The sequence below is a fragment of the Streptomyces sp. NPDC048416 genome, from assembly GCF_043200435.1.
In the GTDB taxonomy this organism is placed as follows: Bacteria; Actinomycetota; Actinomycetes; order Streptomycetales; family Streptomycetaceae; genus Streptomyces.
Window position 1 is genome coordinate 1 of record NZ_JBICXU010000057.1, and the last position, 17,047, is coordinate 17,047.

At 70.2% G+C, this 17,047-nt stretch carries 12 protein-coding genes; 11 read left to right on the forward strand and 1 reads right to left on the reverse strand.

The annotated features are described in order from the left end of the window. A partial coding sequence (locus ACGFW5_RS34710; RefSeq protein ID WP_393838340.1) for a type I polyketide synthase occupies nucleotides 1-2,826 on the reverse strand: 2,826 nt, incomplete at its 3' end. A 299-nt stretch (nucleotides 2,827-3,125) separates the two neighbouring features. Here ACGFW5_RS34710 and ACGFW5_RS34715 point away from each other — a divergent pair. The 11 genes from ACGFW5_RS34715 to ACGFW5_RS34765 all read left to right on the forward strand — a co-directional run. Further along, the gene (locus ACGFW5_RS34715; RefSeq protein ID WP_393838341.1) at nucleotides 3,126-4,085 is read left to right on the forward strand and encodes a proline iminopeptidase-family hydrolase; all 960 of its coding nucleotides are present in this window, start codon (nucleotides 3,126-3,128) and stop codon (nucleotides 4,083-4,085) included. After that, nucleotides 4,082-5,287, forward strand: coding sequence for a cytochrome P450 (locus tag ACGFW5_RS34720; protein ID WP_393838342.1), 1,206 nt, complete (start codon nucleotides 4,082-4,084; stop codon nucleotides 5,285-5,287). The genes ACGFW5_RS34715 and ACGFW5_RS34720 overlap by 4 nt, the downstream gene beginning before the upstream one ends. After that, the gene (locus tag ACGFW5_RS34725; protein WP_393838343.1) at nucleotides 5,281-5,508 is read left to right on the forward strand and encodes a ferredoxin; all 228 of its coding nucleotides are present in this window, start codon (nucleotides 5,281-5,283) and stop codon (nucleotides 5,506-5,508) included. The genes ACGFW5_RS34720 and ACGFW5_RS34725 overlap by 7 nt, the downstream gene beginning before the upstream one ends. Nucleotides 5,509-5,860: 352 nt before the next feature. Beyond that, nucleotides 5,861-6,808, forward strand: coding sequence for an ACP S-malonyltransferase (locus ACGFW5_RS34730; protein ID WP_393838344.1), 948 nt, complete (start codon nucleotides 5,861-5,863; stop codon nucleotides 6,806-6,808). Between the two features lie 92 nt (nucleotides 6,809-6,900). After that, nucleotides 6,901-7,152, forward strand: a complete 252-nt coding sequence (locus tag ACGFW5_RS34735) for an acyl carrier protein (RefSeq protein WP_393838345.1) — start codon at nucleotides 6,901-6,903, stop codon at nucleotides 7,150-7,152. Between the two features lie 47 nt (nucleotides 7,153-7,199). Continuing rightward, the gene (locus tag ACGFW5_RS34740) at nucleotides 7,200-8,894 is read left to right on the forward strand and encodes an AMP-binding protein (RefSeq protein ID WP_393838346.1); all 1,695 of its coding nucleotides are present in this window, start codon (nucleotides 7,200-7,202) and stop codon (nucleotides 8,892-8,894) included. 13 nt (nucleotides 8,895-8,907) lie between these two features. Further along, a complete protein-coding gene (locus ACGFW5_RS34745) occupies nucleotides 8,908-10,458 on the forward strand; it encodes an AMP-binding protein (RefSeq protein ID WP_393838347.1) in 1,551 nt (516 codons plus the stop codon). Beyond that, nucleotides 10,455-11,744 (forward strand): type III PLP-dependent enzyme, encoded by a 1,290-nt coding sequence (locus tag ACGFW5_RS34750; RefSeq protein WP_393838348.1) that lies wholly within the window; start codon nucleotides 10,455-10,457, stop codon nucleotides 11,742-11,744. Before ACGFW5_RS34745 ends, ACGFW5_RS34750 begins: the two co-directional genes overlap by 4 nt. Further along, nucleotides 11,741-12,244 (forward strand): cobalamin B12-binding domain-containing protein, encoded by a 504-nt coding sequence (locus ACGFW5_RS34755; RefSeq protein ID WP_393838349.1) that lies wholly within the window; start codon nucleotides 11,741-11,743, stop codon nucleotides 12,242-12,244. The genes ACGFW5_RS34750 and ACGFW5_RS34755 overlap by 4 nt, the downstream gene beginning before the upstream one ends. Before the next feature lie 227 nt (nucleotides 12,245-12,471). Then, nucleotides 12,472-13,848: a methylaspartate mutase gene (locus ACGFW5_RS34760; RefSeq protein ID WP_393838351.1), complete on the forward strand. Its 1,377-nt coding sequence runs from the start codon at nucleotides 12,472-12,474 to the stop codon at nucleotides 13,846-13,848. 82 nt (nucleotides 13,849-13,930) lie between these two features. Next, nucleotides 13,931-17,047, forward strand: a 3,117-nt coding sequence (locus tag ACGFW5_RS34765; protein ID WP_393838350.1) for a beta-ketoacyl synthase N-terminal-like domain-containing protein, incomplete at its 3' end; no start/stop codon positions are given.

Consider the following 17,047-nt stretch of genomic DNA (forward strand, 5'->3'; position numbering starts at 1 on the left):
GGTCTGGCCGAGGGTGGTGATGTCGCCGGTGGCGGGTGCGGATTCGAGCCAGTAGCGCTGGCGTTGGAAGGGGTAGGTGGGGAGGTCGACGGGCCGGGCGGGTCCGTTGGTGGGGTGGAGTGCGGGCCAGTTGACGGTGTGGCCGGTGGTCCACAGGCGGGCGAGCGCGGTGAGGGTTTCACTGTGCTCGGGCCGATTGCGGCGCAGGAGGGGAATGAACGTGGCGGTCGTGTCGTCGGCGAGGGCTGCGGGGGCCATGGCCGTCAGGACCGCATCGGGGCCGATCTCCAGGAAGGTGGTGACACCTTCTGCGGCGAGCGCCTGCACACCATCCGCGAAACGCACCGCCTCGCGCACATGCGTAACCCAGTAGGCAGGGTTGGTGAGTTCACCGGGCGCGGCGGTACGTCCGGTCACGTTGGAGACGACCGGGATGCGGGGCTCGCTGAAGGTGAGACCGGACAGGACAGCCCCGAACTCCTCCAGCATGGGCTCCATCAACGGCGAGTGGAAAGCATGCGAGACGGTGAGACGCGAGGTCTTCCCGCCCGCGGCTCGCACCGCCTCCACGACCTTCTCGACGGAGTCGGCCGTGCCCGAAACAACCACCGCACGCGGCCCGTTGACAGCGGCGATCGCCGCGTCCTCGACGCCGTCCAGCATGGCGCGTACGTCATCCTCGGTCGCCTGCACCGCCGCCATCACACCGCCGTCCGGCAGGGCCTGCATCAGCCGGCCACGTGCCGCGACCAGAGCGCAGGCGTCGGCCAGGGAGAACACACCCGCCGCATGAGCGGCACTGATCTCACCGATGGAGTGTCCGGCGAGCAGGTCGGGGTGGATGCCGAGGGATTCGGTGAGCCGGAACAACGCGGTCTCCACAGCGAACAGGGCGGGCTGGGCGTACTCGGTACGGTCCAGCAACGCGGCCTCAGCCGAACCTGCCTCCGCGAACAGCACCTCCTTCAGTGGGCGGTCCAGCAGCGGGTCCAGGTGTATGCACACCTCGTCCAGAGCGGCAGCGAACACCGGGAAGGCAGCAGCGAGTTCACGCCCCATACCCACCCGCTGCGCACCCTGACCCGTAAACAGAAACGCCAGACGGCCCTCCGCACGGACACCCCGCACCACACCCCCGGCCTCCTCACCCGAAGCCAGCGCACGCAACCCGGCGACCAGCTCCTCGCGCCCCGCCCCCGCAACCACCGCACGATGCTCCAGCTGCGCACGCGTCGACGCCAACGCCGCCCCCACATCCACCGGATCCGGAGCACCCACACCCTCCAGCAGACCCAGCACACCCACCGCCTGAGCCCTCAGCGCCGCAGCATTCCCGGCGCTGAGTGGCAGTGGCAGTGGCAGTGGCAGTGGCAGTGGCAGTGGCAGAGCCGACGCCGAGGCATCCGGGCGCTCAACGAGAGGCGTCTCTTCGGTGGGCTCCGCGGCCGGGGCCTCCTCAAGAATGACGTGGGCGTTGGTTCCGCTGATCCCGAAGGAGGACACGCCCGCGCGGCGCGGCCCCTGGCTCTGCCAGGCCACCGCCTCGGTCAGTAGTTCCACTCGTCCGGCCGACCAGTCCACCTTCGACGACGGCGCATCCACATGCAGCGTCCTGGGCAGCACACTGTGACGCATCGCCATCACCATCTTGATGATCCCCGCCACGCCCGCCGCCGCCTGCGTATGCCCCAGGTTCGACTTCACCGAACCCAGCCACAACGGCTGCTCGGCCGCACGGTCACGACCGTACGTGGCAAGCAACGCCTGCGCCTCGATCGGATCGCCCAGCTTCGTACCCGTGCCGTGCGCCTCCACCGCGTCGACGTCGGTCGAGCGCAGGCCGGCATTGGCAAGGGCCTGAAGGATCACGCGTTGCTGCGAGGGACCGTTCGGCGCCGTCAGGCTGCTGCTCGCACCGTCCTGGTTGACCGCGCTCCCTCGCACCACACCGAGCACGCGGTGCCCGTTGCGCTGGGCGTCGGAGAGCCGTTCCACCAGCAGTACGCCGACGCCCTCGCCCCAGCCGGTGCCGTCCGCGGCCTCGGCGAAGGCCTTGCACCGGCCGTCGGCAGCCAGGCCACGCTGTCTGCTGAACTCGGTGAAGGTGTCGGGCGTGGACATCACGGTCACCCCGCCGGCCAGGGCCAGCGAGCACTCACCGTTGCGCAGCGCCTGGATGGCCCAGTGCAGTGCCACGAGAGACGACGAGCACGCAGTGTCCACCGTGACCGCCGGGCCCTCAAGACCGAGCGCGTAGGAGACGCGGCCCGATACGACGCTGCCGGAGTTGCCGTTGCCGATGTACCCGTCCACCTCGTCGGGAACGCTGGACAGGCGAGAGGCGTAGTCGTGGTACATCACGCCGGCGAAGACGCCGGTGCGGCTGCCGCGCAGGGCGTGGGGGTCGAGTCCGGCGCGCTCCAAAGCCTCCCAGGCAACTTCGAGGAGGAGGCGCTGCTGCGGGTCCATCGCCAGGGCCTCGCGCGGGCCGATGCCGAAGAAGTCGGCGTCGAAGTCGGCCGCGTCGTGCAGGAATCCGCCTTCCCGGGCGTAGGTCGTCCCGGGCTTGTCGGGGTCGGGGTCGTACAGCGCGTCGACGTCCCAGCCGCGACCGGCGGGGAATCCGGTGATTCCGTCCCGGCCGCTGTCCACCAGGTGCCACAGCTCCTCGGGGGAGGTGACGCCGCCCGGATAGCGGCAGCTCATGCCGACGATCGCTATGGGCTCGTGTTCCCTGCGCTCGGCTTCGCGCAACTGGCGGCGTGCCTCTCGAAGGTCGGCCGTCGCTCGCTTGAGGTAGTCGAGTAGCTTCTTCTCGCTTTCCACCCAAGAACCCCCTGAACCCGTTCGGATTGTCCATCCGAACGCTACGGGTGGCCCTTGTCGACCTACCACCCATGGTCCCCCCTAGCCACCCCTACGAGCAGCACGCGGAAGGACCCCTATGCGCATACCGAAGGGGCGCGCAAACTTTTGGGTCCGCTTTTGATCCACCATATCCAGGGGGCCGCGAAGAAGTCCCCCGACTAAGGGCTCGTAGGGGCCCCTAGGGGTCTGTCCGGCTACTTCACTGCTATAGCGTTCACCCCGTTGAAGGCTGCGAAACATTGACCTGGGGTGGGAAGATGCCCGCGACACCGACCGCCAAAGGAACCGCCCCTTTCGGCGCGTACAAGACCTGGTACCGCGTCACGGGGGATCTCCGCTGCGGGCTGCCGCCCGTCGTCGTGCTGCACGGTGGGCCCGGCAGCACGCACGACTACCTCCTCGCCATGACGACCCTTGCGGACGCCGGCTGGCCGGTCGTGCACTACGACCAGTTGGGGAACGGCGGGTCCACGCGGCTGCCGGACAAGGGGACGGACTTCTGGACCGTCCAGCTCTTCCGGGACGAACTCGACAATCTGCTCCGACACCTGGGGGTGTCCGACAACTACGTTCTGTTCGGCCAGTCCTGGGGCGGAATGCTGTCGGCGGCCCACGCCTCGGACCGGCCGGCCGGACTGCGCGGCCTGGTGATCGCCAACTCGCCGGTGTCGATGCCCCTGTGGCTCCAGGAGATGAAGGTGCTCCGGGAGCAGTTGCCGCCCGAGGTGCAGGAGACTCTGCTGCGCCACGAGGCCGCGGGCAGCACGGACACCGAGGAATACTTCGCGGCGATGCGGGTCTTCTACGACCGGCACGTGTGCCGGGTTCTGCCGTGGCCCCAGGAGTATCTGGCCACTTTCATGGAGATCAACGACGATCCCACCGTTTATCACGCCATGAACGGGCCCAATGAATTCCATGTCATCGGCTCTTTGCGTGACTGGTCGGTCGAAGATCTGCTGCCGCGCATCGACGTACCGACACTCTTGATCAGCGGGCGTTACGACGAGGCCACACCGGCCACCGTCCAGCCCTATTTCGACCGCATTCCAAAGGTCCACTGGGAAATCTTCGAGGAATCCAGCCACATGCCGCACCTCGAAGAGCCCGAGCGTTTCACCTCGGTCCTGGTCGGTTTCCTCAACGAGCTCAAGAATCTCAAAGAGCTCGACAGAATCCAAGAATTCAACGACTTGCAGGAAGGGGCGCGCGGGTGACCACTGTTCAGGAGGTTCGCGCATATCCGTTCAGCGAACCGGACCGGCTCGAACTCGACCCCATGTACGCGAAGCTGCGTACGGAGGAACCGCTGAGCCGAGTGCAGTTCCCGATCGGCGAACCCGCCTGGCTGGCCACGCGCTACCAGGACGTACGTACCGTGCTGGCCGACCCCCGGTTCAGCCGGGCGATGGCCAGGACGCGCGACCAGCCGCGCACCCACCCCGGTGAGCACCTGGACGATGGCCTGGTCGGCATGGACGCCCCGGACCACGCCCGGCTGCGCAAGCTGGTCGCCAAGGCGTTCACCGGGCGCCGGGTGGAACTGATGCGCGCGGACACCCAGCGGATCGTGGACGGCCTGGCCGACACGATGGTCGAGCAGGGCGGCCCGTTCGAGATGGTGGAGAACTTCGCCATCCCGGTGCCGGTGACGCTCATCTCCGAAATGCTGGGCGTACCCGAGGCGGACCGTCCCAAGCTGCGTGTGTGGTCCGAGGCCATGGTCTCCACGACGGCGCTGCCGTGGGAGGAGATGGAGCGCAACGCCAAGGAGCTGTTCGCCTACATCGGCGAACTGGTCGCCGAGCGCCGGCGCAATCCCACCGAGGACCTGCTCGGCGCGCTGGTCAAGACACGCGACGAGGACGGCGACCGGCTGAGCGAGGAGGAGCTGGTCATGCATGTGACCGGTGGGCTGCTCATCACGGGAACCGAGACGACCGCTTCGCAGATCCCCAACTTCCTCTACGCCCTGCTCAGCCACCGCGACCAGTGGGAACTGCTGTGCGCACAGCCGGAGTTGGTGCCGCGCGCGGTCGAGGAGCTGGTCCGCTGGATCCCGCTGAACTACTCCGCGATGTTCGCCCGGTACGCCCTTGAGGACGTGCGGTTCGGCGACATCACGGTCAAGGCGGGTGAGCCGGTACTCGGCTCCGTCGCCTCGGCCAACCGCGACCCCGAGTTCTTCTCGGATCCCGAGCGGCTTGATGTGACCCGCGAGACCAACCCGCACATCGGCTTCGGCCACGGCCCGCACCACTGCCTGGGCGCCCAGCTGGCCCGGATGGAGCTCCAGACCGTGCTGAGCACGCTCATCGCGCGCTTCCCCACCCTGGACTTCGCCGACGGTGAGGACGGCGTCGTCTGGAAGCAGGGGATGCTGGTGCGCGGCCCCAAGAAGCTGCGCGTGACATGGTGAGCAGCTGGACCATCGCCGTCGACCGGACGGCATGCATCGGCGCCTCGGTGTGCGCCAACTACGCGCCGGACCACTTCGAGTTGCGGGCCGGCAAGTCGTACCCGCGGATGGCGACCACCGACCCGGACGAGGCGGCGCTCGATGCCGCGGAGACGTGTCCGGTGTCCGCGATCACGGTGCACGACACCGAGACCGGGGCACTGCTCGCGCCCGAGGAGTAGGGGACGGGTGCCGGCACCCGCACCGACGCCCGCGTCGCTGGTGACGGCACTCTCCCGCCCACCGCATCGGACGCCCGCGTCGCTGGTGGATGACGGCACTCTCCAGCCCACCGCATCGGACGCCCGCGTCGCTGGTCCCGGCACTCTCCAGGCCGCCGCAACTCTCCCGCCCGCCGCAACAGCCGTCCGCGTACCCGGTCCCGGCCTCCGCACCAAACGCGCGCGCTCACGCCCCCGTACCGGTACCACCCCCGCTCCCGCATCGCCCGTGCTCCGCCGCCCCTCCACATGTCCCCACATGTGTCATCACCGCTTCACGGCTGTACGTCTACGTCTCGAAGGGACCGTGCACATGACCGCCGCTTCCCGTACCGGTACCGCGATGATCTTCCCCGGCATGGGGCCCACTCCCTTCGCGGAGGTCGGGAAGTTCATGGTCATCAACCCGTTCGCCCGCAAACTGGTTGCCACCGCCGATCGGGTCCTCGGGTACTCGCTGCTCGACCGCTACCGGCAGACCGAGGGCGACTACAGCGAGTACGCCCAGGTCGCCTTCATGGTCAACTCCCTGGCGCTGGCCCAGTGGGCCGGGCACACGCTCGGCATCGAGGCCGAGCTGTGCACGGGTCCGAGCTTCGGCGAGAAGCCGGTCGCCGCGTTCAGCGGTGCGCTGGACTTCGCCGACGCCGTGCGGGCGACCGCCGGTTTCGCCCGTCTGCTGGAGGACTACTTCAGTACGGAGCACACGGACCTGGTCACCCACTCCTTCGTGCGGGTACCGGAGAACGAACTGCGCACGGTGCTCGCGGAGTTGGACGAGCACGGCGAGACCTATGAGATGTCGTGCTACATCGACGACGACTTCCACATGCTCACGCTGCGCGAGCACAACCTCGAATGGCTGAAGCCCAGGCTGCGTGCGCTGGGTGGCATGTCGCTGTACTCGATGCGGCCGCCGATGCATTGCTCGGCGTTCGACGGGCTGCGCGCCCGCGCCGAGGAGGAAGTGTTCGGCCCGCTGGAGTTCACCGACCCGCGACTGCCGGTCGTCGCCGACCAGGACGGCTCCCTCATCACGACGGGCGAAGGAGTGCGCACCATGCTGCTGGACAGCTGTGTACGCCCGATGCGCTGGCCCGCGGTCGTCGACGCGCTGTGCGAGGCAGGCATCGGCACGGTGTGCGTGGCCGGACAGGACAGCCTCTTCGGGCGGGTTCGGCGTACGACGGCCGCCTTCGAGGTCGTGCCGGTCACGCCGCGTATCGCGCTCCTGCCGAGGCCGCAGCCGGCCCGCGCCTGAGCCACCGGCCGGCTCCCCCTTCTCCCCCTTCTCCCCCTCCCCCACCCCCTGACTCTTCATTTCCTCTCCCTCCTCCCGAAAGGCGATTCACCATGTGGGACCAGACGTTCGAGGACCTGCTGCGCGGGTTCCTGCCGTTCCTCGGCGCCGACGAACCCCTCACCGAGGACACCGCCCTGCGCGACCTGGGCCTCGACTCCCTCGGCATCGTCGAGCTGCTTGCGGCCCTTGAGCAGACGTACGACGTGCGGTTCCAGGACGACGCGCTCGGCCAGGAGACGTTCCAGACCCCCGGCGTGCTGTGGAAGGTGCTGTCCGGGCTGGTCGAGGAGCAGGCCGCCTGAGCCGGCGGCGCCCGGGACCCGGAACGGTGAGCATCGAAGGAGTAGCAGTGGACGCAGCCGTCGGTGAGGCGCTGCACGGGCGTTTCCTGCGCGGAGTGAGCCTGGCGCCGCGCAACGACGCGGTGCGGGTCGGGGCAGACTCGATCACGTACGAGCAGGCACACGAGAGGGCTCTCGTCTGGGCGGGCGCGCTGCTGCGCGCGGTGCGCAAGCCGCCGGGGACCGTGGCGGTACTGGCCACGAAGGGAATCGAGGCGTACGTCGGCATCCTCGCCGCGCTGTACGCGGGGGCCACCGTCGTGCCACTGCAACCGGGTTTCCCTCCGGCGCGCACCCGCCGCATGATGCGGGCCGCACAGGTGAGTGCCGTCATCGCCGACGGCGCGGGCTGGGCGCAGCTGCCGGAACTCATGGCGCCGGGACCGGACGGCGAGCCGGCCTTCGACGCGGGCGGCGGCCTCGACGGCGCCCTGCCGGTCCTCGCACCCGGTTGCGGACCCGGTGCGCACCCGGGCGTGGACCTGATCGTCCCCACGGTGTCCGGTGCGCTGAGCGAGCCTCGCCCGGTGCGGCCGGCCGACACGGCGTACGTGCTGTTCACTTCCGGCTCGACGGGCCGGCCCAAGGGCGTGCCCATCAGCCACGCCAGCGCCTCGCACTACTTCCGGCTCCAGGACGAGCGGTACGACTTCACGCCGCAGGACGTCTTCTCGCAGACCTTCGACCTCAACTTCGACTGCGCGATGTTCGACCTGTTCTGTGCCTGGGGTGCCGGCGCGACGGCGCTGTGGGCGCCGCCGGGCGCGTACCGCGCGATGCCCGCGTTCCTGGCGGAGAACAGGATGACGGTGTGGTTCTCCACGCCGAGCGCGATCCCGCTCGTGCGCAGGCTCGGCGGGCTCGCTCCGGGCGCGTTGCCCGGACTGCGCTGGAGTTTCTTCGCCGGCGAGGCGCTGACGTGCCAGGACGCCGCCGACTGGCAGGCGGCGGCGCCCCACTCGACGCTGGAGAACCTTTACGGTCCGACCGAGCTGACCATCACGATCGCCGCACACCGCTGGGAGCCCGAGCGCTCTTCGCGTATCGCGGTGAACGGTGTGGTGCCGATCGGCCGGATCAACGGGGGGCATGACCATCTGCTGCTCGGCGAGGACGGTCAACCTGACCTGTCCGAGGGTGAGTTGTGTGTGACGGGGCCGCAGATGACACGCGGCTATCTGGACCGTTCCGACGACGCCGGCCGGTTCCTGGAGCACGAGGGACGCACCTGGTACCGCACCGGTGACCGGGTGCGGCGCACCGGTGTCACCGACGACGCCCCGCACGGCGGCGCCCCGCACGGTGAACTCGCTTATCTGGGACGGCTCGACTCGCAGGTACAGATCGCCGGATGGCGCGTGGAGCTCCCCGAGATCGATCACGCGCTGCGCGGCTGCGAGGGCGTCACCGAGGCGGTCACCATCGACGTCACCGGCGCCTGGGGCACCGAGCTCGCCGTCTTCTACACCGGGTCCGCCGTGCCTGCCGCGACCTTCGCCCGGCAGCTGCGCCAGGTCCTGCCGCAGGGCATGACGCCCAAGCACTACTGGCGGTTGGAGGAGTTCCCGCTCAACTCCAATCGGAAGACCGACCGGGGTGTGCTGCGGGCCCGTGCCGAGGAACGGCTCGCGGCGGCCCAGGCACCCGGGCGGAGCAACGTCACCACCGAGACCGACAGCATCACCAGCACGTCGACGACCTGACAGGAGAAGAGCGTTGGACAGCACTTCCGGCGCGGCACACGGGGTTCCCGTGCCCGACCACAGTCAAGGCGGTCTCGTCCACACCCTGCTGGACGAGGCCGTGTCGTCCACGCCTTCGGCGGTGGCGGTCAGCGATGCCGAAGGCCAGTGGAGCTACGCCCGCCTCGACGAGTACAGCCGCGCCTTCACGGACTGGCTGGAGAGCCGCGGCATCGGCCCGGGCGACCGGCTGGTCGTACAACTGCCCACCAATCGGGAGCTGGTCGCGCTGTTCTACGGCGCGTCCCGGCGCGGAGTCGTCTTCGTGCCGCTGAACCCGAACATGAAGGAGTTCCACCTCCGTTCGGTGCTGGAGAACGCCGAGCCGGCGCTCGTCCTCAGCACCGAGGGACAGCACGAAACGCTCAGCGGCGTCACCACGGCCCCCGTGCACCCCTTCGGTGGGGTGTGGAGCGAGGTCGAGAAGATCGCCGACCGGGGTCCGCGTCCGCAGGCCGCGGTCGACGTGGCGCCGGACCGGCCCGCGGTCCTCGTCTACACCTCGGGCAGCACCGCCGCCCCGAAGGCGGTCATCTGCCCGCACGCGCAGATCACGTTCGCCACCCGTTCCATGGTGCAGGTCCTGGGCTACCGCGCCGACGACGTGGTGTTCTGCCGCTTCCCGATGTCCTGGGACTACGGCCTGTACAAGGTCTTGATGTGCGCGGTCGGGCGCAGCGAGATCGTGCTGGCCGACGGCGGGTCGGACCTGCGGCTGCTGAGCGCCGTACGGGACAGCGGAGCGACCGTCGTCCCGATCGTGCCGTCACTCGCCACCATGATCGCCACGCTGGCACGCCGGTCGGACGACCCCGCGCCCCGGGTGCGGATGTTCACCAACACCGGTGCCGCGCTGCCGCAGCCGACCATCGAGACGCTGCGTGCCGCGTTCCCCGGGGTGCGCGTGGTCCGTCAGTTCGGCCAGACCGAGTGCAAGCGCGTCACCATCATGCCGCCGGACCAGGACCGCGAGCGGCCCGACTCGGTGGGTCTGCCGCTGCCCGGCACCCGGGTGCTCATCCTGGGCGAGGACGGCGAGCCCGTGCCCGCCGGGGAGTCCGGCGAGATCGTCGCGGCCGGCCCGCACGTGATGCCCGGCTACTGGCGCAACCCGCAGGCCAGCGCACGCAACTTCCGCCGCCACGAGCCGTCCGGCGAACTGCGCCTGCACACCGGGGACTACGGCTTCCTCGACGAGGACGGATATCTGTACTTCCAGGGCCGCCGCGACGACATGTTCAAGCGCAAGGGCATCCGGATGAGCACCGTCGAGATCGAAGCCGCCGCCATGGACATTCCCGGCGTGCGGCAGGCGGCGGTGCTGCCGCCTTCGGACCGGCACGACCTGGCGCTGTTCGTCGAGTCCGAGCTCGCCCCGCACGTGATTCTGCGTGAGCTGGCGCGCCGGCTTGAGCAGCAGAAGGTTCCCGCGATCTGTCGGGTGCTCAGCGCATTTCCCCTCACCCTGCACGGCAAGAACGAGAAGAAGCAGCTCGCGCAGCTGCTCGACGGGAGCGACCAGTGACTCGGTACACCGAGCTGGCCGAGCGGTACGGCACTCCGCTGTACGTGTACGACCTGGACCGGGTCGCCGCGGCGCGACAGGACCTGTTCGACGCTCTGCCTGAACCGTTCAGCCTGTTCAGCGCGGTCAAGGCCAACCCGCACCCGGAGGTGCTGCGCGCCCTCGGCACGGGTGACGGGCGTGTCTGCCGGGCCGAGATCAGCTCGCTGGGTGAGCTGGCCGCCGCGCTCGATGCCGGGTTCGATCCGGCGGAGATCCTGTACACGGGGCCCGGGAAGACCGACGGCGAGCTCGTCGACGCCCTCGGCGCCGGTGTGCGGCTGTTCTCCGTGGAATCCCTCACCGACCTGGAGCACGTGGGCGCCGCCGCCGAGCTCCACGGCGTGGTGGCGGACTGTCTGCTGCGTATCAACAGCGCGTCGGCCAGTGCCACCACGAGTATCCGCATGACGGGCACGCCCTCCCAGTTCGGCATCGACACCGAGACGCTGGGCGAGGTGCTGCCCAAGCTGCGCGCGGTGGCGGGCACCCGGATCGCCGGGGCGCACTTCTTCCCGCTCAGCAACGCCAAGGACGAGGACAGCCTGGTCGGGGAGTTCCGGCACACGCTGTCGGTCGCCGCCGGCCTGGAGCGCAAACACGGGCTCCCGCTGCGGTTCCTGGACATCGGGGGCGGATTCGCCGCACCGTACGCCGTGCCCGGTGAGCGTCCGGTGTACGAGAAGCTGCGCGAGCGGCTGGAGTCCACCCTCGACGAGCTGTTTCCCGACTGGCGGCAGGGCACCCCGCACTTCGCCTGTGAGTCCGGCCGTTATCTGGTCGGCGACAGCGGGGTGCTGCTGACCCGGGTGGTCAACATCAAGGAGAGCCGCGGCCGTACGTTCGTCATCCTGGACGCCGGCATCAACACCTTCGGCGGGATGTCGGGCCTCGGCCGGCTCCTGCCGGTGGCGGTCCAGCCGGAGGGCCCCGGGCAGGCCGCCCAGATCGCGGACGGGACGGGGCTGCGGGCCAGCCTGGTCGGCCCGCTGTGCACACCCGGCGATGTGCTCGGCCGCCAGGTCGACCTGCCGAACCTGCGCGTCGGCGACATCCTGACGATCCCCAACGCCGGTGCGTACGGCCCCACGGCGAGCCTGCTGATGTTCCTTGGCCGGCCCGCGCCCGCCGAGGTGCTGGTGCGCGGCGGTGAGGTGGTGTCCGCGTCGCGGCTCGAACACAGCAGGGTGGCGCTGTCTCCGGTCCACGAGGACGGTCCGGCACCGGTCGGTGGAGGGCGGGCATGACCGGGCCGGCAGGCGAGCTGACGGAGCACACGGATACGGGCGGCGGCGCGGAACCGGTCGCGGTGGACACCGCCGCGCCCCGGCAGACGGTCCTGGTCAGCGGCCTGGCATCCGACTCGCACACCTGGAACCTGGTCTTCCTCCAGCTGCTGATCGAGGAGCAGGGGTACGACGTGGTGAACCTGGGCCCGTGCGTCCCGGACGAACTGCTCGTGCAGGAGTGCCTGGACCGCGCGCCGGCCATGCTCGTCCTGAGCAGTGTCAACGGCCATGGCCACCAGGACGGTCTGCGCGTCATCAGGAAGCTCCGCGACGAAGGGGGTCTCGCGGGACTGCCCGCGGTGATCGGCGGAAAACTCGGCATCACCGGCGGCGAGGGCGGCGGGCACGCGGCGGAACTGGTCGCGGCGGGCTTCGACAGCGTCTTCGAGGACAGCGCCCAGGAAATCGCCTCCTTCCAGCACTTCATCGGCGGCATACCGCAGAGGGCGCTGTCGTGAAGGACGGCTTCGCGACGGCGCAGGGGCACGGGCCGGCCGGACGGTCCGAGCGGGCCGCCGCCGGGCCCGCGTCCGCGCCTGGCGGGGCCGCACCCCGTGAGGCGGCGACCGGCGACGCCCCGGCCGCCCGTGGCACCCATGCCCCGGCACGGCGTGCATCTGACCGCGTCACCACCACGAGTGTCACCGTCGCGCCGGCTGCCCCGGCCGGCGACTTCGGCGCGTTCGTGCGCCGCGCGTACCGGGCGGGGCGCCTCGTCGTACAGCCCCGTATGGGGTTCGGCGACCCCGGCGCCATGCGCGCGGGACTGCTCGCCACCCGGGGCGCCGATGCCACCACCGTCGGAACGCTCACCCTGGACAGCTACACCCGCGTCGGAGACCTCGCCGCGATCGAGACCGCGCTGCGCGAAGGCATCGGCCTCAATGGATTTCCCCTCGTCAGTCATGACGTCGAGACCACCCACTCGGTCCTGCGCGATGTCCACTGCGACGACTTTCCCGTCCAGGTGCGGCACGGCTCCGCCGTCCCGTTCGACATCTTCGCCGCCCTGATGCGGGCCGGGCTCAGCGCCACCGAGGGCGGCCCCGTCTCGTACTGCCTGCCCTACGGTCGCACTCCGCTCGACGAATCCATGCGCAACTGGGAACGCAGCACCGCCCTGTTCGCCCAGCTGCCCCAGTGGGGCGCGAGCCCGCACATCGAAACCTTCGGCGGCTGCATGCTGGGCCAGCTGTGCCCGCCGAGCATGCTGATCGCGGTCAGCGTGCTGGAAGCGATGTTCTTCCACCGGCTCGGGATCGGCGACCTGTCCGTCAGCTACGCCCAGCAGACCAGCGGGGCACAGGACCGCGAGGCGGTGCGTGCGCTGCGCCGACTGTGTGCGGAGCTGCTTCCGGACGCCGCTTGGCATGTGGTCATCTACGCCTACATGGGCGTGTACCCCACGACCCCCGAAGGCTGCTACCGGCTGCTGGGGCACGCCGCCGAACTCGCGGTGAGTACCGGCTCGGAACGACTGATCGTCAAGACCGTCGCCGAATCCCGCCGCATCCCCACCATCGAGGAGAACGTCGCGGCGCTCGAACACGCCGACCGGGTCGCCCGGACGGCCCGGCACGCCGCAACCGACGCCGCCGCCCTTCCCGCCGCACCCCCTGCCGCACCCACCGCAGACCCTATGGACGGGACGTACCCGACGGACCTGGCGGGCTCGACGGACGTGCCGGGCTCGACGGACCTGCCGGGCTTGAAGGACCTGGCCACCTCACAGGATTCGCAGACGTACGCGGAGGCACGCTCGCTCATCGACGCCGTCCTGAACAGCCACCCGGACCTGGGCCAGGCCCTGTTGCTCGCGTTCAAATGCGGATACCTCGACATCCCCTACTGCCTGCACCCGGACAACGCCGGTCGCAGCCGCAGTTACATCGACGGCGACGGCTGGCTGCGCTGGGCCGACACCGGATCGCTGCCCATCGCCGGCCTGGTGGGCAGCCGTCGGTCCCGTCCCGTCACCTCGTCGGACCTGCTCGAAGCGCTGTCCTATGTGCAGCGCAGCTACGACCAGCCGTTCCTCCACGGGAGCCGGCCGCTGTCCTGACCGCCTTCCGGGCCGCCTCCTGGGCCGCCCGCCCTCGCCCGGCCCGCTCTCGTTTTTCCTCGCCCGCGGAATTCTTTTTGGAGTGCACCGAATGACCGAGTCTGAGAACGTTCTTTCCGAGTCGGGTGGCAGGCCGAGGAGCGAGTCCGAAGCGCCACAGCAGTCCGTTCTGGCGGCCCGGCTCACCGGCCTGACCGCGGCCGAGCAGGAACGCGCCGTACTGGAGATCGTGCACGAGCACACCGTCGCCGCGCTGCGCCGCGCCCGCCCGGACACGAAGGACGTGCTCGACACCGCCCGGCCGTTCCTGGAGCTGGGTTTCGACTCACTGGCCGCGGTGGACCTGCACACCCGCCTGTCCGCGGCCACCGGTCTGGACCTGCCCATCACGGCCGTCTACGACTACCCCACCCCCGTCGAGCTGAGTCGCTACGTCCGCGCGAGGACACTGGGCCTTGCGCCCGAGCCCGTCGCGGCGGCCGTGCGGCAGACGGCGGGGGACGACGACGATCCCGTGGCCATCATCGGCATCGGCTGCCACTATCCCGGCGACATCAACTCCCCTGATGATTTCTGGGCGTTGATGGCAGAGGGCCGTGAAGTGCTTTCCGGCTTCCCTACCGACCGCGGCTGGGACGTTCCCGGGATGTTCGACGCGGACCCCGACCGCCCCGGCAAGTCGTACGTCGACAAGGGGGGCTTCCTCGCCGGTGCGGCCGACTTCGACGCGGACTTCTTCAAGATCAGCCCCCGCGAGGCGCTGGCGATGGACCCGCAGCAGCGCCTGATCCTGGAAACCTCCTGGGAGGCTCTGGAACGCGCCGGGATCAACCCGGCCTCGCTCCGTGGCAGCCGGACCGGCGTGTTCTTCGGAGCCGAGGTCCATGAGTACGGCACCCGTGTTCACCAGGCCCCGCTGGGCCTCGACGGCTATCTGATGACCGGCAACGCGCCCAGCGTCGCGTCCGGCCGCGTCTCGTACACCCTGGGTCTTGAGGGCCCCGCCGTGACGGTGGACACCGCGTGCTCCGGCTCGCTGGTCTCCCTGCACCTGGCGGCCCAGGCCCTGCGCAACGGCGAGTGCTCGCTCGCCCTGGTCGGTGGCGTCGCCGTGATGGGCAGCCCCGGCATGTTCACCGCGTTCAGCCGGCAGCGCGGGCTGGCGGCCGACGGCCGGTGCAAGGCGTTCGCCGACGCGGCGGACGGAACCGGCTTCGCCGAGGGCGCGGGCGTGTTCGTGGTGGAGCGGCTGTCGGACGCGCGGCGCAACGGACACCGGGTGCTGGCGGTCCTGCGCGGCAGCGCCGTCAACCAGGACGGCGCCAGCAACGGCCTCACCGCACCGAACGGCCCGTCGCAGCAGCGGCTGATCCTCCAGGCGCTCGCCAACGCGGGCCTGAGCCCGGCCGACGTCGACGCGGTCGACGCGCACGGTACGGGAACCAAGCTCGGCGACCCCATCGAAGCCCAGGCGATCCTCGCGACGTACGGCCAGGAGCGGTCGTCACAACGGCCGTTGCGACTCGGCTCGGCCAAGTCCAACCTCGGTCACACCCAGGCCGCGGGCGGCGCGGCCAGTGTCATCAAAATGGTGCTGGCGATGCAGCACGGCGTGCTGCCCAAGACACTGCACGTGGACGCTCCGAGCCGCCACGTCGACTGGTCGGCGGGCGAGGTCGAGCTGCTCACCGAGGCCATGCCGTGGGAGGCCGAGGACGGACGGCCGCGCCGCGCGGGCATCTCCGCGTTCGGCATCAGCGGGACAAACGCACACGTGATCATCGAAGAGGCGCCGCCGGAGGAGGAGTTCCCGGGGCGCCAGGACGACACCGGTCCGGCGCTGCCGCTGCTCCTCAGCGCGCGCACGGCCGACGCGCTGAGTGCGCAGGCCGCTGGGCTGCTCGGCGTACTGGAAGGTGATGAGGCTCCGCATCCGGCGGACGTGGCTACGGCACTGGCGACGACGCGGGCGCAGCTGGACCACCGGGCGGTGGTCGCGGGTGCCGGACGCGACGAACTGATCGCCGGCCTTCGAGCCCTCGCCGAGCACCGCGACGCCGCGTCAGGGATCGTGCAGGGACGGGTCGCCGGCGGCCGGCTGGCCTTCTTGTTCACGGGTCAGGGTGCGCAGCGGGTGGGTATGGGGCGTGAACTGGCCGCCGCCTTCCCGGTGTTCGCTGCCGCTCTGGACGAGGCATGTGGCCACCTGGACATCCAGCTCGACCGCCCGCTGAAGGAGGTTCTGTTCGCGAAGGCGGGTTCGGCTGAGGCGGGGCTGCTGGACCGTACCGAGTACGCACAGCCCGCCCTGTTCGCCGTGGAGACCGCGTTGTTCCGGCTTGCGGAGTCGTTGGGTGTGCGGCCGGATGTGGTGGCGGGGCATTCCATCGGTGAGATCAGTGCCGCTCATGCGGCGGGTGTGTTCTCCCTGGCTGACGCGTGTGCGCTGGTCGCGGCACGTGGCCGGCTGATGCAGGCCCTGCCCGATGGCGGTGTGATGGCGGCGGTCCAGGCCTCCGAGGATGACGTACGCGCCATGCTCGACGGGGTCGAGGGCGCGGCGATCGCCGCCGTCAACGGGCCCCGCGCGGTGGTCGTTTCGGGCACGGCCGAATCCGTCGAGAAGGTCGTGAAGGCGGTACGGGCCGCGGGCGGGAAGACCTCCCGTCTCACCGTCTCGCATGCTTTCCACTCGCCGTTGATGGAGCCCATGCTGGAGGAGTTCGGGCAGATCGCGCACGTCCTGGACTACAGCGAGCCCCGCATCCCGGTCGTCTCCAACGTGACCGGACGTACCGCCGCCCCCGGCGAACTCACCAACCCTGCCTACTGGGTTACGCATGTGCGCGAGGCGGTGCGTTTCGCCGACGGCATCAAGACGCTCGCCGCAGAAGGTGTCACCACCTTCCTGGAGATCGGCCCCGATGCGGTCCTGACGGCCATGGCCCCCGCAGCCCTCGCTGACGACACGACCGCCACGTTCATTCCGCTCCTGCGCCGCAACCGGCCCGAGCAGAGCGAAACCCTCACCGCGCTCGCCCGCCTGTGGACCACCGGCCACACCGTCAACTGGCCCGCACTCCACCCCACCAACGGCCCCGCCCGGCCCGTCGACCTGCCCACCTACCCCTTCCAACGCCAGCGCTACTGGCTCGAATCCGCACCCGCCACCGGCGACATCACCACCCTCGGCCAGACA